The sequence below is a fragment of the Bacillus sp. FSL R9-9492 genome (assembly GCF_038007365.1).
Lineage (GTDB): Bacteria > Bacillota > Bacilli > Bacillales > Bacillaceae_G > Bacillus_A > Bacillus_A mycoides.
In genome coordinates this window covers 4035776-4062472 of sequence record NZ_JBBOXC010000001.1, presented here as the reverse complement: position 1 = coordinate 4062472, position 26697 = coordinate 4035776, and the positions used below count along the sequence as shown (strand labels likewise).

At 35.6% G+C, this 26697-nt stretch carries 33 protein-coding genes; 23 read left to right on the top strand and 10 right to left on the bottom strand.

The genetic code is table 11. The annotated features are described in order from the left end of the window. Window positions 1–27: 27 nt before the first annotated feature. Together MKY70_RS20570 and MKY70_RS20565 are read right to left on the bottom strand one after the other, a co-directional pair. Complete coding sequence (locus MKY70_RS20570) at window positions 28–264, bottom strand: hypothetical protein (RefSeq protein ID WP_002033824.1); 237 nt, start codon at window positions 262–264, stop codon at window positions 28–30. 97 nt (window positions 265–361) lie between these two features. Next, window positions 362–1219 (bottom strand): metallophosphoesterase, encoded by an 858-nt coding sequence (locus tag MKY70_RS20565; RefSeq protein ID WP_002014831.1) that lies wholly within the window; start codon window positions 1217–1219, stop codon window positions 362–364. 195 nt (window positions 1220–1414) lie between these two features. On the opposite strand from MKY70_RS20565, the gene fadH reads away from it, so the two are divergent. The 3 genes from fadH to MKY70_RS20550 all read left to right on the top strand — a co-directional run bounded on the left by fadH (window position 1415) and on the right by MKY70_RS20550 (window position 4323). After that, the gene (gene fadH / locus MKY70_RS20560; protein WP_002128892.1) at window positions 1415–2179 is read left to right on the top strand and encodes a 2,4-dienoyl-CoA reductase; all 765 of its coding nucleotides are present in this window, start codon (window positions 1415–1417) and stop codon (window positions 2177–2179) included. 254 nt (window positions 2180–2433) lie between these two features. Beyond that, on the top strand, window positions 2434–3651 hold the full coding sequence (locus MKY70_RS20555; RefSeq protein WP_341025625.1) for an EAL domain-containing protein: 1218 nt from the start codon (window positions 2434–2436) through the stop codon (window positions 3649–3651). A gap of 183 nt (window positions 3652–3834) precedes the next feature. Next, complete coding sequence (locus tag MKY70_RS20550) at window positions 3835–4323, top strand: DUF3993 domain-containing protein (protein WP_341025624.1); 489 nt, start codon at window positions 3835–3837, stop codon at window positions 4321–4323. A gap of 25 nt (window positions 4324–4348) precedes the next feature. On the opposite strand, the gene MKY70_RS20545 is transcribed toward MKY70_RS20550, so the two are convergent. Continuing rightward, window positions 4349–4585, bottom strand: coding sequence for a glutaredoxin domain-containing protein (locus tag MKY70_RS20545; protein WP_002014835.1), 237 nt, complete (start codon window positions 4583–4585; stop codon window positions 4349–4351). Between the two features lie 232 nt (window positions 4586–4817). Here MKY70_RS20545 and MKY70_RS20540 point away from each other — a divergent pair, with 232 nt between their 5' ends. The 10 genes from MKY70_RS20540 to MKY70_RS20495 all read left to right on the top strand — a co-directional run bounded on the left by MKY70_RS20540 (window position 4818) and on the right by MKY70_RS20495 (window position 11851). After that, window positions 4818–5054 (top strand): YkuJ family protein, encoded by a 237-nt coding sequence (locus tag MKY70_RS20540; RefSeq protein WP_000055151.1) that lies wholly within the window; start codon window positions 4818–4820, stop codon window positions 5052–5054. Between the two features lie 185 nt (window positions 5055–5239). Beyond that, complete coding sequence (locus MKY70_RS20535; protein ID WP_002033828.1) at window positions 5240–5389, top strand: hypothetical protein; 150 nt, start codon at window positions 5240–5242, stop codon at window positions 5387–5389. A gap of 74 nt (window positions 5390–5463) precedes the next feature. Continuing rightward, complete coding sequence (locus MKY70_RS20530; RefSeq protein ID WP_002033829.1) at window positions 5464–5982, top strand: ribonuclease H-like YkuK family protein; 519 nt, start codon at window positions 5464–5466, stop codon at window positions 5980–5982. 127 nt (window positions 5983–6109) lie between these two features. Next, window positions 6110–6301, top strand: coding sequence for an antirepressor AbbA (gene abbA, locus MKY70_RS20525; RefSeq protein ID WP_002145987.1), 192 nt, complete (start codon window positions 6110–6112; stop codon window positions 6299–6301). Between the two features lie 169 nt (window positions 6302–6470). After that, window positions 6471–6914, top strand: coding sequence for a cyclic-di-AMP-binding protein CbpB (gene cbpB / locus MKY70_RS20520; protein WP_002066926.1), 444 nt, complete (start codon window positions 6471–6473; stop codon window positions 6912–6914). A gap of 177 nt (window positions 6915–7091) precedes the next feature. Next, window positions 7092–7976, top strand: coding sequence for a LysR family transcriptional regulator (locus tag MKY70_RS20515; protein WP_289404565.1), 885 nt, complete (start codon window positions 7092–7094; stop codon window positions 7974–7976). Between the two features lie 71 nt (window positions 7977–8047). Beyond that, window positions 8048–8770 (top strand): 2,3,4,5-tetrahydropyridine-2,6-dicarboxylate N-acetyltransferase, encoded by a 723-nt coding sequence (dapD, locus tag MKY70_RS20510; RefSeq protein WP_002014841.1) that lies wholly within the window; start codon window positions 8048–8050, stop codon window positions 8768–8770. A 61-nt stretch (window positions 8771–8831) separates the two neighbouring features. Beyond that, window positions 8832–9962 carry an N-acetyldiaminopimelate deacetylase gene (locus MKY70_RS20505; RefSeq protein ID WP_012261623.1) on the top strand — a complete coding sequence of 377 codons (1131 nt, stop codon included), beginning with the start codon at window positions 8832–8834 and terminating at the stop codon, window positions 9960–9962. Window positions 9963–10235: 273 nt separating this feature from the next. Then, window positions 10236–11102, top strand: a complete 867-nt coding sequence (locus MKY70_RS20500; RefSeq protein ID WP_002014843.1) for a hypothetical protein — start codon at window positions 10236–10238, stop codon at window positions 11100–11102. Window positions 11103–11185: 83 nt separating this feature from the next. Then, window positions 11186–11851 carry a potassium channel family protein gene (locus MKY70_RS20495; RefSeq protein ID WP_000504033.1) on the top strand — a complete coding sequence of 222 codons (666 nt, stop codon included), beginning with the start codon at window positions 11186–11188 and terminating at the stop codon, window positions 11849–11851. 38 nt (window positions 11852–11889) lie between these two features. On the opposite strand, the gene rnjA is transcribed toward MKY70_RS20495, so the two are convergent. Both rnjA and MKY70_RS20485 read right to left on the bottom strand, forming a co-directional pair. Continuing rightward, window positions 11890–13557, bottom strand: coding sequence for a ribonuclease J1 (gene rnjA, locus MKY70_RS20490; protein WP_002033834.1), 1668 nt, complete (start codon window positions 13555–13557; stop codon window positions 11890–11892). A 4-nt stretch (window positions 13558–13561) separates the two neighbouring features. Then, window positions 13562–13774 carry a DNA-dependent RNA polymerase subunit epsilon gene (locus tag MKY70_RS20485; RefSeq protein WP_000576436.1) on the bottom strand — a complete coding sequence of 71 codons (213 nt, stop codon included), beginning with the start codon at window positions 13772–13774 and terminating at the stop codon, window positions 13562–13564. Window positions 13775–14322: 548 nt separating this feature from the next. Between MKY70_RS20485 and MKY70_RS20480 the strand changes: the two genes are divergently transcribed. Continuing rightward, on the top strand, window positions 14323–15096 hold the full coding sequence (locus tag MKY70_RS20480) for a Cof-type HAD-IIB family hydrolase (RefSeq protein ID WP_002014845.1): 774 nt from the start codon (window positions 14323–14325) through the stop codon (window positions 15094–15096). Between the two features lie 62 nt (window positions 15097–15158). On the opposite strand, the gene def is transcribed toward MKY70_RS20480, so the two are convergent. Beyond that, complete coding sequence (def, locus tag MKY70_RS20475; RefSeq protein WP_002014846.1) at window positions 15159–15713, bottom strand: peptide deformylase; 555 nt, start codon at window positions 15711–15713, stop codon at window positions 15159–15161. Window positions 15714–15880: 167 nt separating this feature from the next. Beyond that, window positions 15881–16030: a YjcZ family sporulation protein gene (locus MKY70_RS20470; RefSeq protein ID WP_002014847.1), complete on the bottom strand. Its 150-nt coding sequence runs from the start codon at window positions 16028–16030 to the stop codon at window positions 15881–15883. A gap of 513 nt (window positions 16031–16543) precedes the next feature. Between MKY70_RS20470 and pdhA the strand changes: the two genes are divergently transcribed. The 5 genes from pdhA to MKY70_RS20445 all read left to right on the top strand — a co-directional run bounded on the left by pdhA (window position 16544) and on the right by MKY70_RS20445 (window position 21887). Then, complete coding sequence (gene pdhA / locus MKY70_RS20465) at window positions 16544–17659, top strand: pyruvate dehydrogenase E1 component subunit alpha (RefSeq protein ID WP_000536893.1); 1116 nt, start codon at window positions 16544–16546, stop codon at window positions 17657–17659. Window positions 17660–17662: 3 nt separating this feature from the next. Then, on the top strand, window positions 17663–18640 hold the full coding sequence (gene pdhB, locus MKY70_RS20460; protein ID WP_000068162.1) for a pyruvate dehydrogenase complex E1 component subunit beta: 978 nt from the start codon (window positions 17663–17665) through the stop codon (window positions 18638–18640). 93 nt (window positions 18641–18733) lie between these two features. Further along, window positions 18734–20029: a pyruvate dehydrogenase complex dihydrolipoyllysine-residue acetyltransferase gene (gene pdhC, locus MKY70_RS20455; protein WP_341074555.1), complete on the top strand. Its 1296-nt coding sequence runs from the start codon at window positions 18734–18736 to the stop codon at window positions 20027–20029. A gap of 5 nt (window positions 20030–20034) precedes the next feature. Then, window positions 20035–21447, top strand: a complete 1413-nt coding sequence (gene lpdA, locus MKY70_RS20450; protein ID WP_088034438.1) for a dihydrolipoyl dehydrogenase — start codon at window positions 20035–20037, stop codon at window positions 21445–21447. Between the two features lie 212 nt (window positions 21448–21659). After that, entirely contained in the window at window positions 21660–21887 is a 228-nt protein-coding gene (locus tag MKY70_RS20445) for a hypothetical protein (protein WP_002088334.1), read from the top strand. Between the two features lies 1 nt (window position 21888). On the opposite strand, the gene MKY70_RS20440 is transcribed toward MKY70_RS20445, so the two are convergent. After that, window positions 21889–22281, bottom strand: coding sequence for a DUF1885 family protein (locus MKY70_RS20440; RefSeq protein WP_002014853.1), 393 nt, complete (start codon window positions 22279–22281; stop codon window positions 21889–21891). Window positions 22282–22415: 134 nt separating this feature from the next. On the opposite strand from MKY70_RS20440, the gene MKY70_RS20435 reads away from it, so the two are divergent. The 4 genes from MKY70_RS20435 (at window position 22416) to MKY70_RS20420 (ending at window position 23397) form a co-directional block, all read left to right on the top strand. Continuing rightward, complete coding sequence (locus MKY70_RS20435; protein ID WP_000462037.1) at window positions 22416–22712, top strand: DUF3055 domain-containing protein; 297 nt, start codon at window positions 22416–22418, stop codon at window positions 22710–22712. A gap of 195 nt (window positions 22713–22907) precedes the next feature. Continuing rightward, a complete protein-coding gene (locus MKY70_RS20430) occupies window positions 22908–23036 on the top strand; it encodes a GapA-binding peptide SR1P (protein ID WP_000536778.1) in 129 nt (42 codons plus the stop codon). 59 nt (window positions 23037–23095) lie between these two features. Beyond that, on the top strand, window positions 23096–23224 hold the full coding sequence (locus MKY70_RS20425; RefSeq protein WP_002033839.1) for a GapA-binding peptide SR1P: 129 nt from the start codon (window positions 23096–23098) through the stop codon (window positions 23222–23224). 44 nt (window positions 23225–23268) lie between these two features. Beyond that, window positions 23269–23397, top strand: a complete 129-nt coding sequence (locus MKY70_RS20420) for a GapA-binding peptide SR1P (RefSeq protein ID WP_002111497.1) — start codon at window positions 23269–23271, stop codon at window positions 23395–23397. A gap of 37 nt (window positions 23398–23434) precedes the next feature. Here MKY70_RS20420 and MKY70_RS20415 read toward each other — a convergent pair whose 3' ends face one another. Together MKY70_RS20415 and speA are read right to left on the bottom strand one after the other, a co-directional pair. Then, window positions 23435–24265 carry a protein-glutamine gamma-glutamyltransferase gene (locus MKY70_RS20415; RefSeq protein WP_002066931.1) on the bottom strand — a complete coding sequence of 277 codons (831 nt, stop codon included), beginning with the start codon at window positions 24263–24265 and terminating at the stop codon, window positions 23435–23437. 619 nt (window positions 24266–24884) lie between these two features. Continuing rightward, the gene (speA, locus tag MKY70_RS20410; protein ID WP_002128878.1) at window positions 24885–26357 is read right to left on the bottom strand and encodes an arginine decarboxylase; all 1473 of its coding nucleotides are present in this window, start codon (window positions 26355–26357) and stop codon (window positions 24885–24887) included. Between the last annotated feature and the right edge of the window lie 340 nt (window positions 26358–26697).

The following is a 26697-nucleotide window of genomic DNA, read 5'->3' as shown; positions in this document are numbered from 1 at the left end:
AAACATTAGAAGAATGGTTGGTTTAAATTAATAATAGTATGGTTGTTGACAAGGCCCTCCGTAACAAGGAAAAGGTGCTGGTGGTGGGAAAGGCGGTGGATAAGGCGGATAAAACGGTCTAGGCCCGAAAGCTAATGCTCCGCCTAGCAGTCCGCCAGCAATTCCAGCTAGAAATGGAACACCGAAAAATGGAAAGAAGCGTGAGTCGCCTGCTGGGCCAAAAGGTGCTGAACGAACTGGGATTGGTTGATAATATGAATACATGAACAAACCTCCTTTACTGGACTCATTTTTATCATATGGTGGACCAAGTGTGGATGAGCGCGTACAAGGAAGGATATGTAAGGAAATAGGCGAATTGTTACGAATGTTGTAGGATGAAGAGTGTAATTTCAGGTTTTGACATAAAGCGGAATGGGACACGTGTTCTTCCAATACCTCGATTGACATAGAGAGTCAAACCTTGAATGTTATAGAAACCTTCAATATATTCTTTTGCAAGCGACGGGGTAATAATAGCACCTAAAAAAGGAATTTGTACTTGTCCGCCATGGCTATGACCAGAAAGTTGAAGATTGATTGGATATGTAGCGATTTGTGGCGCGATATCTGGTTCGTGAACGAGAACAATTGTATAAATATTTTGTTTTGCATGTTGTAAAGTTTCCGCTATTTTTGGTTTACCCAGTAGCATATCATCGAGTCCGAAAATAGAAATTTCACTATTATCCAGTAAACGAATTCGCTTTTCGCTATTTTGCAAAAGTTCAAATCCAGATTCGCGCATGATGTGATCATAGTATTCAGTTCCATATCCACCATGGTCGTGGTTACCATAAATGGAAAATTTACCGAAGGGTGCCTGTATATTCTTTAAAATGGATGCAACAAAAGAAGCCTCGGTATATGTTTGGTAATCATCAATGAGATCACCAGTAAAAAGGACAATATCTGGCTTTTCAGCATTAATCTTGGAAACGATTTGAGATAAATGTTGGAGAGAGAAATAGTATCCTAGATGTAAATCGCTAAATTGAAGGATCTTCATACCATGAAAACCTTTTGGTATGAGCGGTGATTTAAGTGTGTGTTGCGTAAAAGAAAGCAAATAGGGCTCTATATATTTAGCATAATAATAGCCGATGCTTGCGGTTATAAATGAATATAGACAAGTGCGTATTCCAGATTTTAAAAAATTTCTTCTTGTAATTTTCTTCATATACAGGTTACTCGAACCTCCCTTCAGTTTTTTAAAAATATATTTTAAATACTAAAAAAGTAGTATAGATTACGAAAAAAATGAACGAAAAGAAACCTCTTTACGTTAAAATATCAGAAAAATTGAAAAATATAAAGATTTCTATCAAATAAAGTGATAAAATGAATGTGTATTCATTTTTTGGAGGGGATGTATGTGAAAGAGAAGGTAGTTATTATAACAGGTGGATCAAGTGGAATGGGAAAAGGGATGGCGATACGTTTTGCGAAAGAAGGGGCACGTGTTGTTATTACAGGGCGTACAAAAGAAAAGCTAGAAGAAGCAAAGTTAGAAATTGAACAGTTTCCAGGGCAAGTATTATCTGTACAAATGGATGTACGAAATACTGATGATATTCAAAAAATGATTGAACATATTGATGAGAAGTTTGGACGAATTGATATTTTAATAAATAATGCAGCTGGAAACTTTATTTGTCCAGCAGAGGACTTATCTGTGAATGGCTGGAATTCGGTAATTAATATTGTATTAAATGGTACATTTTATTGTAGTCAGGCTATTGGGAAATATTGGATCGAAAAAGGTATAAAAGGAAATATTATTAACATGGTGGCAACATATGCATGGGATGCAGGCCCAGGGGTTATCCATTCGGCAGCAGCTAAAGCTGGTGTATTAGCGATGACAAAAACTCTTGCTGTTGAGTGGGGACGTAAATATGGAATACGAGTTAACGCTATCGCACCAGGACCAATTGAGCGTACAGGTGGTGCCGATAAATTATGGATTTCAGAAGAAATGGCTAAGCGTACATTGCAAAGTGTTCCACTTGGTAGAATGGGTACACCAGAAGAAATTGCGGGTCTAGCTTATTATTTATGTTCAGATGAAGCTGCATACATAAATGGAACTTGTATGACAATGGATGGTGGCCAGCATTTGCACCAATATCCATTTTAAAAGGAAAGAAAAATGAATGAATCATTAATTTTTCTTTGGTGAAATGTGACGAAGTTGTGACACATGAGAGAAATGTGTTTACAAAGGGGAATATATAGGTTATATTTAAGACCTCTTTTTTCTTCATAGTAGAATTGCTAATTCCCCTTAGCATTTTACCCCTCTAATCCCTTCAGGAAAACTGAAGGGATTTTTTATTATTTTTCCGTAAATATCGTGTTATAATTTTTGAAAAGTAAAGGGAGGGAAGCACGTTGATAGATGCATTAGATGTAATGAGTAACTTGGATAAAGTCCTTCCTTATTATCAAGCTATTTTTAGTGCTGATGAGCATACAGTAATTGGATATGAAGTTGTAGGACGTATTCAAACAGAAGAGGGCATACAAAGTTTAGCATCTTTCTTCCATGATGATTCTATTCCGAGTGAGTTCCAACTTGAAGCGGATAACATCATCGTAGAAAAAGCGTTAAATAGGTATTTAGAAACGGATCAAAAATTATTATTATTTATACATCGGAATGCTAATGTATTAATGAATGATGAAGATGAAAGTTTACTTCAACTTTTGCTGATGTATGAAGAACAAGGTTTGAACTTACAACGCATTGTTCTGGAAATAACAGAACATGAATGTAAAGAAGATATAGAACAATTTAATCATTTACTCATGTATTATCGTACATATGGTATTCAAATTTCGATTAATAAAGTCGGAACGGGTACAAGTAATTTAGAGCGTATTAGCGTGTTAGCACCGGATATTTTAAAAGTAGATTTAACAAATTTAAGGCAAACTGCACTTTTACAATCTTATCAAGATATTTTATATTCCTTATCTTTACTTGCTAGAAGAATTGGTGCGACATTGTTATATGAAGAAATTGATGCTTTTTATCAACTACAATATGCTTGGAAAAACGGTGGTAGATATTATCAAGGTAATTATTTGAAAGAATGTTTACCTGATTTTATTGAAACGAATGTTTTAAAAGAGCGACTTGGTAATGAATGTCATCAATTTATTCTGCATGAGAAGAAGAAGTTGCAAAAAATTTATAATTTAACAGAGATGTTACGTGATCGAATTGGTGATGTTCTGTCAAAACAAAAAAAGAATGAAGATATAAATGATTGGTTATTACAATTTAGCCAAAGCATATCACAATATAGTTTTCGGATATTTATTTGTAATGAAGATGGTTTTCAACAATCGGGTAATATTATGAAAAAAGATGGTGGATGGATCATTATGCCAGAGTATTATATGAAGAACTGGAGCTGGCGCCCGTATTTTCTAGAAAATATAATGAAAATGCGTTTTGAGAATAAGGCAAGACTTTCAGATTTATATGCTGATATCGAAACTGGTGAAATGGTACGAACATTTTCATTCCCGATTGAGGATGAAAACTTTTTATTTATAGATTTATCGTACGAATATTTATATGAAGAAGATGTTTTATTTTAATGCACGAAGAGATTCGTGTATTTTTTTGTTTGTTTTTATCATAAATTGGTAATAGTGAACATGATGATGAAAATGCTGTCTATCGTTGTAAAGATTTTACGAACGAAATCATCCCTTTCTTTGCATAATCATTGTTACAATGAATACTACAAAGACAAGCTCTTTTAAAAGGAAGGTGAAAAAATGAAGAAATATGGAATATGGTTTGTTCTATTTATATGTGTTGCCTTTCTAGTTGGCTATAGTGTCACAACTGTTTTAGGAAAAGAAGAAGTGAAAGTGGATCGGAAAGAAGTGTTTACAACGATACAAAAAGGTTATGAGACGCAATTTTCAATCCGCGGGAAGCAAATACCTATGAATAAGATGATAGAGACGTTATCACCATATTTTACAAATAATTTCCTTCAAGTTTTTACAGATGAAAACAGTAGAAATGAAAAACAAAGTGGTGAATATTTACTTCCAGCAAAAGAAGCTCCATTTTCTTTTAATTCAGAAACAAAAATGTCTTATGATGAAGACCATAAAAATTTATATGTCTATGAGCGGACAAAGAGTGGACAATATCAAATTGTGACATTGCAAAAGGATAATGGAAAATGGAAATTAGCAGGGTATCATGAAAGTCAGGAACTGTTGACTGAAATAAAAAGGTTACAACAATTATGAGAATAGGAATAGGTGTCGCCTATTCCTATTCTATACCGAGTAGCTGTTGTAATTTTTCAATTTGAAAACCTGCCACAACTTCTTCGTCAATTACAACTGTTGGAGTTGAATAGGATTCATAGTCATATAAAAGACGATTGCGTGCAGCAGCGTCTTTTTTTATGTCAAATTCTTCATATACAACGTTATTATGTTTTAAAAATTCTTTTACAATGGTACAAGGCGGACAATCAGGTTGTGTATAAACCTCAATTTTTTTCATTGTAATTCCTCCCTTTTTCTGTTGTTTATTATATTCTGCCAGTATAAAAAGCGCAATAAAGAAGTAAAAAGATGATCTTTCATCTTTTTACTTCTTATTTCGACAAATTTTAGTTGAGTTTCTTGCCAAGAACCTTTATCCTAGATTGTGGAACGTTTTTTCTGTTATGACGGATAGAATGAGTATAGCTGTAAAACCTATTGGTAGGAAGATCAGAGAAAGGAGAGATTTCATGTCTCTACTCCAAGGAATTTTAACTCGACTTGTTAGTCTACAAGAGCAAGCTGAAAGCGGTGAAGTAGCACAACGCTATTTTGAAGTGAACGGTGAGCGCAAATGTAGCGTGAAATTTTTCGATAAAAGTGAAATGTATGAGTTAGAAGTGTATCAACAAGGTGAAAAACCTCAAGTGTATCAATTCGATAACATCGATATGGTTGCAATTGAGATTTACGATATCATTTCTTGATACATATAAAAAAGGTACTGCCAAATGGCGGTACCTTTTTTAGTTATATTAATTAATGGGCTATATAGGTAGTAGAAGTTGAAATTTAAGTCGCGATTAAATAAAAGAGTTTTTACAAATGTATATGTATAGGAATTTTTTATTTTTCCTACAATGATAGTAAATATTAATAGGAGGTGCAAAGGATGGAACGCTTACCGATTGTTATTTGTCCTAATTGTCACAGTCATGCTGAAATTAATCACGTATTAACCGCCCAGTCTAATCAAAATGTAATATATACATGTAGGTTTTGTAATTATGTAATTCGAAATATTGAAACGAATAAAGGGTAGTAAGTTATAATTTTTGTTTTTGTCCCATACAATGAGAATACGAAAAGTCTGTCTAATTGAAAGGACGTGACTATGTGGACGGTGAGCATACATTTTATAATGTTTCAGAGAGACATTTGAATTTTGATATGGTATTTAACCGTATTTGTAGTTTCATTGAAAAGGATCCGCGAAATTTATATCGATTATCTATTGGGACAGACTCACAAGCGCATCAAAAGGATACGAGGTTTATTACAGCGATACATATTCATCGTGTTGGAAAAGGAGCATGGGGATGTTTGCATCATAAATCAGTGAAAAATAAGCCAGCAACGTTGCGAGAGAAAATATATTTAGAAACACAGTTTAGTCAAGAAATCGCCTATCTATTTACTCCCAATCATATACAAGCGATATGGGATTTATTGCACCCATACGCTCAAGATGGAGCAGGATTCATAATGGAAATTCATTTAGATATCGGGAATGATGGTTTAACAAAAGAATTTATTTTAGATATGACGATGAAAATTCAAGCAATGGGATTAACAGCAAAAATTAAACCAGATGCTTATGCGGCATTTAGTTACGCAAACAGATATACAAAATAATGTGAAATGATGTCTATATATTCGCAGTCGTTAAGTGTTTCTAACAAAAACTGAATATTACATCTGTTAAATAGACTGAAAAATTTATATAATGAGAGTGATGATGCGAGTGCAAGGAGAGGAGCATATGGAAAAGGAATTTGTTTTAACAAGAGAAGAAGAAAATTTATTGTTGGATATTCTGTTTCAGCAAAATTACGCGAGCGAAATTTTAGCGGTGGAGCTTACAGACATTGAGAATGGTTTAAAACAGACAGATGTGACGCAATATAAAAAAATCACAAGATTGTTTTACCGATTAAAAAATAAAGGATATTAAGCACTACCGGAATGGTAGTCTTTTTTTTATGTTATATGCTAAAATAGTTATGTATTTTTATTTTTATTAGAAGAATGTCAGGACAAAATAATAATATGAAAACGCTATCATAAAATGTGAATAGGATCGGAGAATATTAGCAGGAAAAAGGGAAAATGGGGGATGTAACATGATTAGTATTCCGAAAGACGAGTTTCAACAAATTCTTGTGAAGGATTTAATGATTTCATCAGATAAAGTAGCACATGTACAAATAGGGAATGGTCTAGAACATGCTTTACTCGTTCTTGTGAAATCTGGATATTCGGCGATTCCTGTTTTAGACCCTATGTATAAATTACATGGGTTAATTAGTACTGCTATGATTTTAGATGGTATTTTAGGATTAGAGCGCATTGAGTTTGAAAGACTTGAGAATATGAAAGTGGAACAAGTGATGAAGGAAGAGATTCCAGTTCTTATGTTAGAAGATTCTTTTGCAAAAGCTTTAGAAATGACAATTGATCATCCTTTTATTTGCGCTGTCAATGAAGAAGGTTACTTCGAGGGTATTTTAACACGGCGGGCTATTTTAAAATTGTTGAATAAAAAAGTGAGACAGCATAATCGATAACGTAGGGAAAGTGACTTCACAGAAAAGGCGAAGTCACTTTTTTTCGTGCATATCAGTTGTGTATGTATTATATTTAAAAAGACATAAAGCATAAGAAAAGTTTGAACTAACAAACCGTTCTAATGTATAAAAGTATGCAATTAAATTAAGGATGAAATACTTATTAAAATTAGGTGTATGGAAGCTAAGGAAAGAGGGAGAAAGTTGCAAATTGATGATTTTCAAATGATGGTTGTGTTAGCTCAGGAATCAAATATGAGAAAAGCGGCGGAACGTTTATTTGTTTCCCAACCTGCGCTTAGTCAACGATTACAATCTATGGAGAAACAATGGGGAATGAAATTTTTTATTCGTTCACAAAAAGGATTAACAATTACACCTGAAGGGGAAAAAGTTGCAAATTATGCAAAAGAAATGTTACAACGGGAAGAGAGTATTAAAAGTGAACTGGCTCTTTTTAGAACCGAAACATACGGTACGTTAAAAATAGCTGTTGCATCAGTTATTGGGCAATATTGGCTTCCACCTGTTTTGAAAAAATTTGTGCATAAGTATCCTTCTGTGAAGATATCTCTGTTTACTGGCTGGAGTAGTGAAGTGCAAAAGCAATTTTATGAAGGAGACGTTCATGTTGCTATACTGAGAGGGTCACAAGAATACAAAGGGCAGAAACAACAATTATTTGAAGATGAATTATATTTAGTTGATAAAGAAATAAAAGATATTTCGATGTTAAAAGAGACAAATAGACCATTTATTCAATTTAAAAGTGATTCGACCTACTATGGACAAATACAAAATTGGTGGTATGGATTATTTTCAAATCCACCTAAGCGAACGATTGTAGTTGACCAAATTGAAACGTGCAAACAGCTTGTTTTAAATGGAATAGGTTATGCTCTTTTACCTTCGACTGTTTTAAAAGAAGTGCAGGAAAATATGTATAAAACACCTGTTCAATTAACGAGAGAAACATGGTTATTGACGAGTGACTCGGCAAGGCAGTTGAAGCAAGTACAAGCATTTTTAGAAATTATAGAAGAAATTCAAATGGAAAAATAAGATTATTGTCTTGCTACTCGCTCTATCGTTTGGTAGAGTAACATTATAAATGGATTTAGGAGGCAACAAGAATGAAAATGATGGACGCTAACGAAATTATTTCGTTTATTCAAAACAGTGAAAAGAAAACTCCTGTAAAGGTATACATAAAAGGGGATTTAAAAGAGGTAACATTCCCTGAAACAGTACAAGCATTTGTAAATAAAAAATCTGGTGTATTATTCGGAGAATGGTCTGAAATTAAGACAATTCTTGATGAAAATAACAAGCACATTGTTGACTATGTAGTTGAGAATGACCGTCGTAATTCTGCAATTCCAATGCTTGATTTAAAAGGTATTAAAGCTCGTATTGAGCCAGGCGCGATTATTCGTGACCATGTAGAAATTGGTGACAACGCTGTTATCATGATGAATGCAACAATTAACATCGGTGCTGTAATTGGTGAAGGTACTATGATCGACATGAACGCAGTGCTTGGTGGACGTGCAACAGTTGGTAAGAACTGTCACGTAGGTGCAGGAGCTGTACTTGCCGGTGTTATTGAGCCACCTTCTGCAAAACCAGTTATCGTTGAAGATGATGTTGTAATTGGTGCAAATGTAGTTGTTCTAGAAGGCGTTACAGTAGGTAAAGGTGCAGTTGTAGCAGCAGGAGCTGTTGTAACAGAAGATGTGCCTCCATATACAGTTGTTGCGGGAACTCCGGCACGTGTAATTAAAGAAATTGATGAGAAGACAAAAGCAAAAACTGAAATTAAACAAGAGCTTCGTCAATTAAACCCAGAGAAATAAAAAATAAAAAGCGTAAGAGCATGAATGTGCTCTTACGCTTTTTATAGATAGAGGTGCAAAAATGACAGTAAGCAAATTTGTCCAAGTTCGTAGAGATTTACATAAAATTCCGGAGATCGGATTTAAAGAGTGGAAAACACAACAGTATATTTTAGATTATATAGGAACGCTTCCTAATGAATATTTGGAAGTGAAAACATGGAAAACAGGTGTAATTGTTAAAGTAAATGGAAAAAATCCAGAAAAAATAATAGGTTATCGTGCAGATATAGACGGTCTACCAATTACAGAGGAAACTGGATATGAATACTCTTCTGTCCATGAAGGAATGATGCATGCATGTGGACATGATTTGCATGCAACAATCGGTTTAGGACTTCTAACAGCGGCTGTAAGCGAAAGAATAGATGATGATCTTGTTTTTATATTCCAACCAGCTGAAGAAGGTCCAGGTGGTGCACTTCCTATGTTAGAAAGCGATGAGTTAAAAGAATGGAAGCCTAATATGATTCTTGGACTTCATATTGCGCCTGAATACTCTGTGGGAACAATTGCGACAAAAGAAGGTTTATTATTTGCGAATACATCAGAGCTATACGTTGATTTAAAAGGAAAAGGTGGACATGCTGCATATCCGCATACAGCAAATGATATGATTGTTGCAGCGAGTCATCTCGTTACGCAACTTCAATCAGTTATTAGTCGTAATGTGAACCCTCTTGACAGTGCGGTAATTACAATTGGGAAAATTACAGGTGGTACAGTCCAAAACATTATCGCAGAAAAGTCTCGTTTAGAAGGAACAATTCGAACGCTATCAGTGGAATCAATGAAACGTGTTAAAAGCCGAATTGAGGCAATTGTTGCGGGAATAGAAGCTTCTTTTCAATGTGAAGCTGTTATTGACTACGGAGCGATGTATCATCAAGTGTATAACCATGAGGAGCTAACGAGAGAGTTTATGCAATTTACACGTGAACAAACGACTATGGACGTAATTACGTGTACGGAGGCAATGACAGGTGAAGACTTTGGTTATATGCTTCGAGAGATACCTGGATTTATGTTTTGGCTTGGAGTAAATTCAGAATATGGTTTACATCATGCGAAATTAAAACCAGACGAAGAGGTTATTGAGAAAGCAATTGTATTTTTAAATCAATATGTGAAGTGGAAGGGAAATAGAAAGTGAACTTACTCGCTAATTGTGCAATAGTTTAGAGTGGGGACTTCTTAGTTCAGAGACGAAAACATCTTTCGTATTCGTTAGTGTTAGACATCTTCATACAAATGAGTAAAGTTAAATTTGACGTCTTAATAATGAGCAGGGGGTTTTTAGCCACTGCTCATTATTAATTATTGCTAATAGGGAAGATAATTATTTAACTACCCTATATATGTTTACTTTTAGTATGAAAAGTGTGTAAAATCAATGTGATACATAGAAAAAAGGGTGGGGAATGACGTGCAAATTAGCAGTGCGATTTTATGTTTCGTCTTATATGCATATGTTATTATTGCGGCGGTTTATTTTGGGATAAGTTTTTACGCCTATCGTTTAGCAAATAATAGTGAATATGAAGAAACATACAAATGGGTGAAAAGATATTTGTCACCTGTACTAGAAATTATGAATGGATTTGTTCTTTTTTTATTTATTGGATTAATTGCTTTCTCGACGAGTTTAGTAGGGAATAAGACTACGTTATTTGTACTAGGTATCATTATTTTTATGCTATTAGGAATTCGGATTGGTAATACGGTGTTTTGGAACGAAAGAAAAATAGATGGTTGGACAGGGATGTTTATTCCATGTATGTTAGCTGCAATTGTGACGAATATAGAACATGAATATTATCAATTACATTTTTGGCTTATCATTGTTTTAACAATCCTCTCTGTTTTGTATATAAGTACTGTCGTGCTAACATACATCGCAAATGAAAAAGGAGATGCAAAAGGTGCGCACTTCTTTAGAGGGCGTGCATTATTATGGAGTGTGCCGACGATGGCAGTTATAGGAATTATTGCGATATTAGTAAATGGATATCAATTTACTAATTGGCAATTGTTTTTAGAAACTTGGTGGATCTTCATTGTTTCGCTTGTAGCTTTTTTAGGCGCAACACATTATTTATTCCATCAACATCATTACATATTGGCACTGTTATTCGCATTTACACAACTTTTATTTGCTTTTTTCGGACAAGAAACGCTATTGTTCGTTTTTGAAACATTTAGTTCATTTGGAAATATATTTGTATTTGGTATGTTAATTTTCGGTATCGCGTTTTATTTACAACAGTATTTTTATATGCAAAAACAAAAATAAGAAGTATATACAGGTTTTTGTAGCGAATTTAAAGTATGTTACAATAAAAGTACATAGTATTTGATGTTATTGGAGGAATTCCTGTGGGCGAAAAAGAGAAAGAATTTGCTGTTATTGGGCTTGGCCGTTTTGGTGGAAGTATTTGCCGTGAATTAGCTCAATTAGGTATGGAAGTAATGGCAATTGACTCAGATGAGGATAAAATTAATGAGTTTGCAAATATAGCTTCGCATGCTGTAATTGCAGATTCAACAGATGAGATGGTATTAAAAAGTCTTGGTATTCGTAATTTTGATCATGTAGTCGTTGCTATTGGAGATAATTTGAATTCAAGTATTTTAACAACGTTAATTTTGAAAGAATTAGGTGTGAAAAATATTACTGTAAAAGCTCAAAATGACTATCATGAAAAAGTGTTAAGTAAAATAGGGGCAGATCATATTGTGCATCCAGAACGAGATATGGGAAAAAGGATTGCTAATAATATCGCATCAAGTAATGTGTTAGATTACCTAGAGCTTTCAGATGAGCATAGTATTGTAGAGATTATCGCAAATAAAAAAATTGATGGGCACTCTTTAATTGAATTAGATATTCGTGCGAAGTTTGGTTTGAACATTGTAGCAATTAAACGTGGAAAAGAAGTTATCGTATCTCCTCGAGCTACAGAAAACGTTCAGGCGGGAGATATATTAATTGTAATTGGTCATGACGATGAAGTAGATCGTTTTAAGCATTTTTTAAGATAAGAGAAAAGGACAATGCCGAGGAGGCATTGTCCTTTTTCTTATATTTCCATAATGATTGGTAAAATCATTGGACGACGTTTCGTTTTTTCGTATAGGAATGGTGCTAATGTGTCTGTAATCTCATTTTTAATTTCAGACCATTGTGTTGTTTTTCGCTCCATTACTTTTTCTAAATGTGTTGTAATTAATGTTTGAGCATCGTTGATTAAATCGCTGCTTTCACGCATATAAACGAAACCACGCGAGATGATATCAGGTCCTGCTGCAACTTTAAATTCTTTCATATCAATGCTTACAACTACAATAACAAGTCCTTCTTCAGAAAGAATGCGACGATCACGTAATACGATATTACCGATATCTCCAATACCATTTCCATCGATATAGACAGAGCCAGATGGGATTTTCCCAGCTACGCTTGCTTCATCAGAACGTAAAGCAAGAACATCTCCATTATCCATAATGAAACAATTTTCTTCTGGAATACCACAATCATTCGCTAATTTCATATGCATACGTTGCATACGATATTCACCATGAATTGGCATGAAATATTTCGGCTTAATAAGACGTAGCATTAACTTTTGTTCTTCTTGTCCACCGTGTCCACTCGTATGAATATTTGAGAGTTTACCATGGATTACATCAGCACCAGCGCGGTACAACATGTTAATTGTACGACTTACACTAATTGTATTGCCTGGGATTGGTGAAGAAGAGAAAACAACTGTATCGCCAGGGATAATTTGAATTTGACGATGTGTACCATTGGCAATACGTGAAAGTGCTGCCATCGGCTCCCCTTGACTACCTGTACATAACATAACAACTTTATTAGCTGGTAGGCGGTTTAGCTGAGCTGTGTCTATGAATGTATCCTTTGGACACCGGATATAACCAAGGTTTTGTCCGATTTCAATAGCCGCTTCCATACTTCGACCGAATACAGCTACTTTACGATTGTTTTCAACAGCAGCCTCAACAACTTGTTGTAAGCGATGGATATTCGATGCAAAGGTTGCGAATATAATACGACCGTCTACTTTGCGGAATATATCTTGAATACTATCACCAACGCGGCGCTCAGACATCGTAAAGTTTGGCACTTCACTGTTTGTACTATCAGATAAGAGACAAAGTACACCGTCTTTTCCGATTTCGGCCATTTTTGTTAAATCTGCTGGCTCACCTACTGGTGTGAAATCAAATTTGAAATCACCTGTATGAACGACTTGTCCTTGAGGTGTTTTCACAACAACTCCGTATGAATCCGGAATACTGTGAGTTGTACGGAAGAAGGAAACAGATGTCTTTTTAAATTTAATAACATCATCTTCTTGAATTTCATAAAGTTTTGCTTTACGAAGTAATCCGTGCTCTTCTAATTTGTTTTTTATTAGGGCAATTGCTAATTTTCCGCCGTAAATTGGAATGTTTACTTGACGTAATAGATAAGGAATTCCACCGATATGATCTTCGTGACCATGTGTAATGAATAACCCTTTAATTTTATCTTCGTTTCGCACAAAATAAGTGTAATCTGGTATTACATAATCGATCCCGAGGAGTTCGTCTTCTGGAAATTTAATTCCAGCATCAATTATAATAATTTCATCTTGAAATTGAACAGCATATGTATTTTTACCGATTTCACCAAGACCACCGAGGGCAAAAACGGCAGCTTGATCATTTTTTAGGAATTTCATATGACTATACGATCTCCGCTAATATTAAATCAGCGTTTTGTTTTTCATATTCAAGATGAGCACCAGTAACAGACTGAACGAACTCGATATTATATGCGAACTTATTTAATTTTTTACGAACATCCTTTTGAGACGTAGCCTCTAAATATAAAACTTTTGTATTTTCACGTACTGGGACCTCAGTTAATTTTTCTTGATAAAATACTTTAAAAATCATTTGGAAAACCTCTCCTTGTCTATGTTTTGCATTATCTGTTACTTATTATAAAGCAAACAGTCACGATTTTCATGTTTTTTCGAATGAGAATGAAGAAAAAGCCCGAAATGGGCACAATTTAAGCGATTGTCTTCTTACGGACTAAATCGTTTAAATAACGCTTGAGCTTTTTCTTCAGCTTCTTCAGCATGATTACTCCTTCCTTTCCTTATTTAAAACATGCATATTACTAATGATAACTCTGTCTCCCATACAAGAAAGAAGATTAGAAGTGAATAGTGAATCTTGTTCTTTTTAGTATAGTGTAAGTTATCTTGTAGTAACGATTAGTAGCCGTTAGTTATAGATATAGTATGAGGAAGAATAGAAAAGAAAATTCATCCGAACAAGTATCCACATTTTTTCACTAATAGTATATGCACATTTCATAAATAAGGTCAGAAAGTGAACGCTTTCTTCACAGATGTTTAATATGTTATACTTTTTTTTGAAATTTGAAAAGTGATAATCAAAATAGGAATATAGAGTGCCAGAAAGGATTTTGACAAATGAATGATAAAATTGTCTTTTTTGATATTGATGGAACATTATTAGATCATGATAAGAAAATTCCGCAATCTACAAGAGATGCAGTAAGAGATTTACAAGAAAAAGGTGTGCATGTAGCGATTGCGACAGGGCGTGCGCCATTTATGTTTGAAGATATTCGTGAGGAACTCAATATACATAATTATGTTAGTTTTAACGGGCAGTATGTTGTATTTGAGGATGAGGTATTATTTAATAATCCATTACATCCTGATGCACTACATAAGTTTACTCAGTTTGCAAAACAAGAAGGATATCCACTTGTATATCTTGACCATCAAGAAATGAGAGCGTCAGTGGAATATCATGATTATGTAAAAGAAGGTTTTGGAAGCTTACAATTCGAGCATCCGGCATATGAACCTGATTTTTATGAGAAACGCGATATTTATCAAACGCTTCTTTTTTGTGAAGTAAACGAAGAAGAAAAGTTTATTCATCATTATCCAGATTTTCATTTTATACGCTGGCATGCATATTCAATGGATATTATCCCTAATGGTGGTTCTAAGGCAAAAGGGATTGAGAAGTTTATTGAGAAAATAGGATTTAATCGTGAACAAGTATATGCATTTGGGGACGGATTAAATGATTTAGAAATGATTGAAGCAGTAGGAACGGGTATTGTGATGGGGAATGGTCATGAGGATTTGAAAAAACTTGCTAATTATGTGACAAAAGATGTTAATGAAGACGGTATTTATCACGGATTAAAGTGGGCTGGCTTGTTATAAGTAAGTGTGGAACCCATTTCATATAATAAAAAGGCGGAAGGTTAACTTCCGCCTTTTTACTATTATCGCTCGAGAGGTTTTGAATCATCGGGAGCCACAAATGGATTGTCTTTATTAATATGGTCATAGAACATAACACCGTTTAAATGGTCGATTTCATGTTGGAATACAATTGCTGGTAAACCTTTTAATCGCAGTTTTACGTCTTCACCGTTAATCGTTGTTGCCTTTACTGTAATTCTCGTGTAACGAGGGACATAACCAGGTACTTCACGGTCTACAGATAGACAGCCTTCACCATTTTGTAAATATGTACGTTCAACAGAATGACTAATGATTTTTGGGTTAAATAATGCGTAGCTATATAACGTATCGTTCGTATCAGTTACATGAACCGCAATCATTTTCTTTGAAATACCGATTTGCGGAGCCGCTAATCCGATTCCGGGGCGTAAATTATATTTTTCAGCCATTTCAGGGTCCTGGCTATTTATTACAAATTCAATCATTTCTTTAAGAGTATTTGTATCTTCCTCGCTAGCAGGTAAGGAGACCTCTTCTGCGACGTCGCGCAAAATAGGATTTCCTTCACGAATTACCTCATTCATTGTAAGCATATGTAATCTCTCCTTTCTCCTCTAGTCTACCAAAGGAGATAAAAAAAGTCATCGGCAAGTAAGGAAGAGCTACTTGGAAACAAATCTTCTACAGATAAGTTATGTAATAAAAAGAAAAGACGGCAAAGCCGTCTGTTTCTTTCCATAGTTGTTTCATTTTACATTAATTAGCGAATGCAAGCAGCACCAACGATAATTAAAAGGATAAACAACACAACGATTAAGGCGAAGCCGCTTCCAGATCCGCCACAAGAACCGCCATAACCGTAGGAAGGATATGAACAAGTTGTTGGATAGCAATATGAGTATCCGTACATGAGATGACCTCCTTTATCATTTCCCGCTAATACTGCGGTTACTATAATGTATGGAGGAATGATCAGAAATGTATAGGTATTTACCTATAAAAGGAAGAAGTGTTTGTATAATTTTCTTGAGAAGAGAGAAAAACTAAGGAGAATTAAATCGTTTACATATTATTCTAAGAGAAAAAATAAGTTAAAAAGGGAATAATATAACAGCAGGTTATTGCTTACTAATACAGATGTGAAAAATAAAAACACGTTTGTGTAGAGGAAACCGGCATATTATTTATAAAAAAACGTATTCAAAGTAATTGACATCGTAATTAGAATAGTTGTAAACTAAAAAACGTGATCAAGATTGTATTAATATGTTTTTGAAAAAACATTAGTACAGATTGTTAGGTACACAAAATTATTCTCAACCGACAAACAAATTTGTTGGTTTACATTGTTGCGCTTTCAGTCTAGCTAATAGATAGTGAAAGCGTTTCAGAATATGGTTCAAGAGAGGAAGAGGTGAACGGAATGGGTACTAAAACAAAAAAGACCCTATTTAATGTTGATGAGCAAATGAAAGCTATCGCAGCTCAATTTGAAACATTACAAATTTTAAATGAAAAAGGCGAAGTTGTGAATGAAGCAGCTATGCCTGAATTATCTGATGATCAATTAAAAGAATTAATGCGCCGTATGGTGTATACTCGCGTACTAGATCAACGTTCTATTTCTTTAAACCGTCAAGGACGTTTAGGTTTCTACGCACCAACTGCTGGACAAGAGGCTTCTCAATTAGCAAGTCATTTCGCACTTGAAGCAGAAGATTTCATCTTACCAGGATATCGTGACGTTCCACAATTAGTGTGGCACGGTCTACCATTATACCAAGCATTCTTATTCTCTCGTGGACATTTCATGGGTAACCAAATGCCTGAGAATGTAAATGCACTTGCTCCACAAATCATTATCGGTGCGCAAATCATCCAAACTGCTGGTGTTGCGTTAGGTATGAAATTACGTGGTAAAAAATCTGTTGCAATTACTTACACTGGTGACGGTGGTGCTTCACAAGGTGACTTCTACGAAGGTATGAACTTTGCGGGTGCATTCAAAGCTCCAGCAATCTTCGTTGTACAAAACAACCGTTATGCAATCTCTACTCCAGTAGAAAAGCAATCTGCAGCTAAAACTGTAGCACAAAAAGCAGTAGCAGCAGGTATTTACGGAATTCAAGTAGACGGTATGGATCCATTAGCTGTATACGCAGCAACTGCTTTCGCTCGTGAGCGCGCAGTAAATGGCGAAGGTCCTACTTTAATCGAGACTTTAACATTCCGTTATGGTCCACATACAATGGCTGGTGATGACCCAACTCGTTACCGTACAAAAGATATCGAAAACGAATGGGAACAAAAAGATCCAATCGTACGCTTCCGTGCATTCTTAGAAAACAAAGGCCTATGGTCTCAAGAAGTTGAAGAGAAAGTTATCGAAGAAGCAAAAGAAGATATCAAACAAGCAATTGCTAAGGCTGACCAAGCTCCAAAACAAAAAGTTACTGATTTAATGGAAATCATGTACGAAAAAATGCCTTACAACTTAGCTGAACAATATGAAATTTACAAAGAAAAGGAGTCGAAGTAAGCCATGGCTCAAATGACAATGATTCAAGCAATCACTGATGCTTTACGCGTTGAAATGAAAAATGATCCTAACGTACTTGTGTTTGGTGAAGACGTTGGTGTAAACGGCGGAGTATTCCGTGCTACTGAAGGTTTACAAGCTGAATTCGGTGAAGATCGTGTAATGGATACTCCACTTGCAGAGTCTGGTATTGGTGGACTTGCAGTTGGACTTGCACTTGAAGGCTTCCGTCCAGTTCCAGAAATCCAATTCTTCGGTTTCATTTATGAAGTAATGGATTCAGTTTCTGGTCAATTAGCTCGTATGCGTTACCGTTCTGGTGGACGTTGGACTGCTCCAGTAACAATTCGTTCTCCATTCGGTGGTGGTGTTCATACTCCTGAACTACATGCTGATAGCTTAGAAGGATTAGTGGCACAACAACCTGGTCTAAAAGTTGTTATTCCATCTACTCCATACGATGCAAAAGGTCTTTTAATCTCTGCGATTCGTGACAACGATCCAGTTATCTACTTAGAGCATATGAAATTGTACCGTTCATTCCGTCAAGATGTACCAGAAGGTGATTACACAATTGATTTAGGCAAAGCTGACATCAAACGTGAAGGTACAGATGTATCTGTTATCGCTTATGGTGCTATGGTTCATGCTGCATTAAAAGCTGCTGAAGAACTTGAAAAAGAAGGTATCTCTTTAGAGGTTGTTGACTTACGTACAGTTCAACCATTAGATATCGAAACAATCATCGCTTCTGTTGAAAAAACAGGCCGCGTAGTTGTAGTTCAAGAAGCTCAAAAACAAGCTGGTATTGCAGCTAACGTTGTAGCGGAAATTAACGACCGTGCAATCTTAAACTTAGAAGCTCCAGTTGTACGTGTTGCAGCTGCTGATACAGTATTCCCATTCTCTCAAGCTGAGAGCGTATGGTTACCAAACCATAAAGATATTGTTGAAGCTGTTAACAAAGTAATGAACTTCTAATTTTTAGTTTTTCATGTGCAAAAGAAATCAGCACATGCTGGTTTCTTTTGTACATATTCCATAATAATGAAATGAATCAGGGGGCTGAATTCCGTGGCATTTGAATTTAAACTACCAGATATCGGTGAAGGTATCCACGAAGGTGAAATCGTAAAATGGTTTATTAAACCAGGCGATGAAGTAAATGAAGACGATGTACTTCTTGAAGTACAAAATGATAAAGCAGTAGTAGAAATCCCTTCTCCTGTTAAAGGTAAAGTACTTGAAGTACTTGTAGAAGAAGGAACAGTTGCAATTGTAGGAGATACATTAATTAAATTTGATGCTCCTGGATACGAAAACCTTAAATTTAAAGGTGACGATCATGATGAAGCTCCAAAAGCTGAAGAAGCAGCAGTAGAAGCTCCAGCAGCGGAAACTACTCCAGCAGCAACTGCAGAAGTAGTAAATGAGCGAGTAATCGCTATGCCATCTGTTCGTAAATATGCTCGTGAAAAAGGTGTAGATATTCATAAAGTAGCTGGTTCTGGTAAGAACGGCCGTGTTGTGAAAACTGACATCGATGCATTTGCAAATGGTGGACAAACTGTAGCAGCAACTGAGGCTCCAGCAGCAGTAGAAGCTACTCCAGCAGCAGCAGCAGCGAAAGAAGAAGCACCAAAAGCACAACCAATCCCAGCTGGTGAATATCCAGAAACTCGTGAGAAAATGAGTGGTATCCGTAAAGCGATTGCGAAAGCAATGGTTAACTCTAAGCATACAGCTCCTCACGTAACATTAATGGATGAAGTAGATGTAACAGAACTTGTTGCTCACCGTAAGAAGTTCAAAGCTGTTGCAGCTGACAAAGGTATTAAATTAACTTACCTTCCATACGTTGTAAAAGCTTTAACATCTGCATTACGTGAATTCCCAATGTTGAATACTGCTTTAGACGATGCTTCTCAAGAAATCGTTCATAAACATTACTTCAACATCGGTATCGCAGCTGATACAGACAAAGGTCTATTAGTACCAGTTGTTAAAGATACAGATCGTAAATCTATCTTTACTATTTCTAACGAGATCAATGAACTTGCTGGTAAAGCACGTGATGGTCGTTTAGCTCCAACTGAAATGAAAGGTGCTTCTTGCACAATTACAAACATTGGTTCTGCAGGTGGACAATGGTTCACTCCAGTTATCAATCACCCAGAAGTAGCAATCCTTGGTATCGGCCGTATCGCTGAGAAACCAGTTGTGAAAAACGGTGAAATCGTTGCAGCTCCAGTATTAGCATTATCTCTAAGCTTTGACCATCGTTTAATTGACGGCGCAACTGCTCAAAAAGCATTAAACCAAATTAAACGTCTATTGAATGACCCACAATTATTAGTAATGGAGGCGTAATAACAATGGTAGTAGGAGATTTCCCAATTGAATTAGATACAGTCGTTGTTGGTGCAGGTCCTGGTGGATACGTTGCGGCAATTCGTGCAGCACAATTAGGTCAAAAGGTAGCGATTATTGAAAAATCTAACCTTGGTGGCGTATGCTTAAACGTTGGATGTATTCCTTCAAAAGCGTTAATCAATGCAGGTCATCGTTATGAGAATGCAATGCATTCTGATGACATGGGTATCACTGCAGAGAACGTAAAAGTTGACTTTACAAAAGTTCAAGAATGGAAAAACGGCGTAGTTAAGAAATTAACTGGCGGTGTTGAAGGCCTTCTTAAAGGTAACAAAGTTGAAATCATTCGCGGTGAAGCTTACTTCGTAGATGCTAATACATTACGCGTAATGACTGAAGATGCAGCACAAACTTATACGTTTAAAAATGCTGTTCTTGCAACTGGTTCTACACCAATCGAAATTCCAGGATTCAAATACTCTAAACGTGTTATCAACTCTACAGGCGCTTTAAGCTTACCTGAAATTCCTAAAAAACTTGTTGTAATCGGCGGCGGTTACATCGGTATGGAATTAGGTACTGCATATGCTAACTTCGGTACAGAAGTTACTGTAGTAGAAGCTGGCGACGAAATCTTAGCTGGTTTCGAAAAAGCTATGAGCTCTGTTGTTAAACGTGCTCTACAGAAAAAAGGTAACGTAAATATCCATACAAAAGCTATGGCTAAAGGCGTTGAAGAAACAGAAACTGGCGTAAAAGTTAGCTTTGAAGTTAACGGTGAAATCCAAACTGTAGAAGCAGATTACGTATTAGTAACTGTAGGTCGTCGTCCAAACACTCAAGAAATCGGTCTTGAGCAAGTTGGAATTAAAATGACTGACCGTGGCATTATCGAAATTGATGAGCAATGCCGTACAAATATTTCAAACATCTATGCAATCGGTGATATCGTTCCTGGACCACCATTAGCTCACAAAGCTTCTTACGAAGGTAAAGTAGCTGTTGAAGTAATTAGTGGCCATGCATCAGCAATCGATTACATCGGAATTCCTGCAGTATGCTTCACTGATCCAGAATTAGCATCTGTTGGTTACACTAAGAAACAAGCTGAAGAAGCAGGAATGAAAGTAGCTGTATCTAAGTTCCCATTCGCTGCAAACGGTCGTGCGTTATCATTAAACAGCACTGACGGTTTCTTACAACTTGTAACGCGTAAAGAAGATGGTCTTCTTGTAGGTGCACAAGTTGCAGGTGCAGGTGCTTCTGATATTATCTCTGAGATTGGTTTAGCTATCGAAGCTGGAATGACAGCTGAAGATATCGCTCAAACAATCCATGCTCACCCAACATTAGGTGAAATCACAATGGAAGCAGCTGAAGTTGCTCTTGGAATGCCAATTCACATTGTAAAATAATTTAAGTAATGTAAATACCCCATCTCTTATTTAAAGAGATGGGGTATTTTTATTTTCATAAAATGACTTGCAAGGTCTTTATATGTACTTGTCGAATGAATATATAATACTTTAAATGAACCGTTAGCATATATGCCGTTATATAATATGTAATTGATTCAAACTTAATCCCATATATTAATAAAATAGAGCATGTCAAAGGAGAAGGTTCCATGAGAATATTACATGTTATATTTTATCATTTTCTATTATGGAGTGGTTTTTCCATTGTATTAACATTATCGAATGGTGATAAGTTTCATTATAAAGTAATTCTCTTTTTCGTATTTCTTTATTTGGCATATGTGATTGCATGTTTTGTATTACACGTAAGAAAGCAGGCATTATTCCTTACGTGTTCAAATTGCATACTTTTTTTAATCATATTCTCTATTTTTTAAATTAACGTTTATAGAAATACATTGTTCTTCCATTAAATAGTTGTAACTCTCCTTCTAATTTCTTCGCTAGAAAACGGCTAAATTCATTTGCTTTTCCTTTATCACCAAATGTTGCTGTAGTAGGCAAAGAAACCTGAATAAAAGATTGTTCCTTTTCTATTCCAATCCCAACATAAATAGAATCATATCGATCGTGACTCGATTGGAGTTTTAATGTTGTTGCTGATGTATCTAATATTTCATAAGGAAAAGCTGTATTTGTATAAGCATAATTAATTTGATCACCAGTCTTGGAAGTAACGGTTTTATAGTTATGAAAAAGGTGTTTAACATCTTCTATTGAAACAGATTGTTGATTGGATTTAGGTACAAGTGTGATAAAGGCGTGTTGCATACAAATTCCCCCTTAGCTTAGTAGAATAATATCATTCTACATCCTACTGAATTTTTTGACAATTAAAAGGAGTATTACTTTTTTTGTTTAATATATTAATGAGTAGGAAGTGTTATTTAGAAAGGTGGAAACTCATGTTTGAAAAATTGTATGATGAGCATGAAAGTGTGAAGGTACGATTTTTAGGATTTATGACGCATGATACACGTTATGATTTTGGAGTTATTTATACAAATATGTTTTTTGGAAAGCCACTTATTGTTTGTATGCAAACAGGGAGATCTACTTTGCTTGGGAGAGATGATGTAGAAAATGTTCCATATATACAGGAAACTTTTAAGTTAGGATCGGAAGAGGAGGCGGAGGAGTTAGCTCAGTTTTTTAAATTTCTTGTTCCGTCTACTTCTTTGCATGCGGAGTATGAAGAATAATTAACAAGAAACAGTCGTACGTATGAGATATGGCTGTTTTTTTGTGTTAATATCGCATACTAATTTAATTTTAAAATATTTAATGTGTTATACTAAAAACCTATTGACGTAAAAAGTATAACATATTAAAATAAAGACAGAAAGTTAAGCGGTTACAAAAGTTTTTGGGATTATAAACTTAGGGGGAAATGAAAAATGGGAACAATCGTATGTCAAGATTGTGAAGGTACAATTGCACACTTCGAGGATGAGAAAGTAACGGTACTTTACGGGAAATGTGGATCTTGCGGATGTGATCACACAGAACATACAAAAGCCCAATAATTGATAGGAAATTGACAGCTAAAAGTTTTTAGGACCATAAACTTAGGGGGAAATGAAAAATGGGAACAATCGTATGCCAAGTTTGTGAAGGAACAATCGGACATTTTGAAGATGAGAAAACGACAGTACTTTATGGGAAATGTGGTTCCAATTGTGACTGTGCTAGTAGAGACAATGCGAAAGCTTAATCATATATAAGTAGATTATTCTTTAAACTCAGGGGGAAATGAAAATGGGAACAATCGTATGCCAAGTTTGTGAAGGAACAATCGGACATTTTGAAGATGAAAAATCAACAGTACTTTATGGGAAATGTGGATCTCATTGCGAATGTGACCATACAGAACATACAAAAGCTTAATAATTAAGAAAAAACGCCTACACATGTAGGCGTTTTTTTAATAGATTGTAGTTGTATGCCCGACTGTTGCAACAATTGCATCATCTCTAATAGGAATAAATCCTATTGATGTTTGTGGCGTGTTAGGAGGGGCATATTGACTCATCATACGGCTATCAATACGAGTAATAAAATCGGTTAAATAAGCTGAAATAAAAGCATAAGGAATCCTTCGTTCATTTAATGAATAAATAATTTCCTCTTTCGTTTTTACGCCTACGCCATGTCCGTAAAAAAAGAAGTTTCCTAGATAGATTGTATTTTCTCCTTGCCACTCAATCGTAGCTGGATTAACTTGTGGATTTTTAAAGTAAACGAGGTCACCTGGAACGATATCGCCACTCGTTTTTGTTATGAGCTTTAAGTCGCGATCGTAGTCCCATGTATAAAGTAAGAGGTTTGCGAATAGACGGTTGAAAGTTTTTTCCTCATATAATGATAGTAATGCTTTGTAAAAAATGATAATCATTGCGGTGGCACATTCAGTTCCATATAGTTTTCCGTTTTTAAAAATATCTTGGATGGCAATGGAAGGGGCTATGTTTGGGAGTAGTTGAAATCCGCCAAGTGATGTTCTTTCCCAAAACTGAGGGTTGCAAAAAGATTGTTGAAACGTACGAAACTGAAATCCACTTTGAAAAAGTTCTAGCGCGGAAGTAATAATATTAACTCGTAAATTAAGATCAAAGCTGAGTTCATCGGCTGTTCGGAAGGAATAAACTTCTTGATTTCCCGCCATTATGGATAAAATCTGTTGTTTTTCAGCTGCAAATGGCTCATATTCATTTGTGATATAAGGGTGTACAATAGAACGGCCTATCACAATCATAATGGTATCCCCACCTATACGTTACAGATTTCGCGATACGGGAAAGCCTATATTGGACTTTAGACATAGGATGAAAGTATCGCTTTTTCATAGAAAAACATTTATCCCGCTATTTGCGGGCAGTAAGAATTCCACCTCAAAATTCGGCTGGAGCCCTGCTGTCCGTAAACGCCCGATTGGTGAAGGCTAATAATCAGTGGGGATGAACAAAACCCCACTGATTAAAGTTTCACTTTATATTTTGGTAGACTTTAACTACAGACAAGTACAAGTCTTTAAAACGCCAATGTGTTCTTTGAAAAAAGATAGCATAGGGAGTTCGATAGCCGAATTCAAGCTATCGGTAAAATGATATGTGTCGTCAAGAACAAGACGCTAAAACACCTGAACACGAATCTGTACGGTATGGTTATAGTACCGTAGCTCACGAACCTATACGATTTGTTGTGAGAGTGGTGATGGCACACCGCAATCTTGCACGTCAGCGATACCAGAAATGGACTTCGCCTTAGGTAGCAAAAATCCCACTGAGGTTAGTTAGCTTGCCCCATTAGGGTGGGAATGTCAAATTCTTTAGTATCGTATGAAAAAAAGAGAAAAAAGGTGAAAGAAAAGCCTATCAACTGATAGGCTTGTACTCTTTAATAACACGTAATGTTTGTAATGTCATATCTTCAGGACCTTGTACAGGTAACCCAGCTTCTAAATTTTTAAGAATATACTCTAAGTTATCTTGTGTAATAATTTCCCCCGGAGTAAAGATTGGAATCCCTGGTGGATAAACCATAACAAAATCAGCTATAATACGACCTGCTGCGTTTTCAAATGGAATGACTTCTGTTTCTGAATAAAAAGCATCTCTAGGAGAAAGTGCTAGCACAGGTATTTCTGGTATTTCTACTTGTACTTGAACACCTTTGTCTGCTCTATTTCTATATGTTGCTGCTAAATCTTGTAATGCTGTAATAAGTGTATCTGTTTCACTTTCTGTATCTCCAAATGTGATAAGACAAAGTATGTTATATAAATCAGAGAGTTCTACTTCAATGTTGTAATGTTCTCTAAGCCATACTTCAGCCTGATGGCCTGTAATACCTAAATCTTTTACAGATACAATTATCTTTGTAGGATCATAGTTAAAAGTAGCATCTGTTCCTAGCATTTCTTTTCCGGGACAATAAAGATGCTCAATAGCATTAATAGCATCACGAACATGCTCAGCTAATTGTATTGTTTGTTCTATGAGAGCTGTTCCTTCTGTAGCAAGACGTTTTCTAGCAACATCAAGGGATGCTAACAAAATGTAAGAAGTTGATGTAGTCGTAAGCATGCTAATAATGGATTGGACATGCTTTACGTTCACAAGACCTTCTTTTACATTAAGAATAGAGCTTTGGGTTAAAGACCCACCTAATTTGTGAACACTTGTTGCTGCCATATCTGCACCTGCTTGCATAGCTGATATTGGTAGTTCATCATGAAAATGGATATGAACACCGTGAGCCTCATCAACAAGTACAGGAATATCGTAAGAATGAGCTAATTCTACAATCTGCTCTAAATCTGCAGCAAACCCAAAATATGTTGGATTTATAACAAGTAAGCCTTTCGCATCTGAGTGCTCTTCAAGAGCCTTTTTGACAGATTGAATTGTGATCCCATGTGAAATACCGAGCTTCGGATCAATCTCAGGATGCATGAAAATTGGTTTTGCACCTGAGAAAATAATAGCTGACATTACTGATTTATGCACATTCCGTGGCACGAGGATTTTATCCCCAGGACCGCACACGCTCATCACCATTGTCATAATTGCACCACTTGTACCTTGAATAGAAAAGAACGTATGATCTGCACCGAAAGCAGCGGCTGCTAAATCCTGTGCTTCTTTAATCATACCTTTTGGATGATGTAAATCATCGAGCGGCGCAATATTAATTAAATCAATTGCTAATGCATTATGCCCAATAAATTCGCGAAATGTAGGATCCATGCCCTGTCCTTTTTTATGACCAGGAATATGGAATTGAACTGGATTTCGCTTACTGTGCTCAACTAAAGCGGTAAACAATGGTGTTTCGTATTGGGACAATCTATACACCCCTTCTTCTTCGTAATATTTATTAGAGTTTGTTTTATATGATTTCATCTCATTCTAAAAGGAAATTAAGATGACAAACTTTTAGAACTTGACTTGTTTTTCTGCCATTCGCAAAAGCCTTTTTGGGGATGGTAGTCTCACTTTATTCTCTATAAAACAAAAGCATTATATCACCAATAATTATAGATGTATAGAAAAATCGCCTTTTCAAGGTGAGTATGTTTAATAGTTATATTTTAAATACTGCAAAGAGGAAGACAATTCCATTGAAATGGATAAATGGTGTATAATGCAGAGTGGCTATAGTGAAGAATAAAAGGCTGTCTTAAAG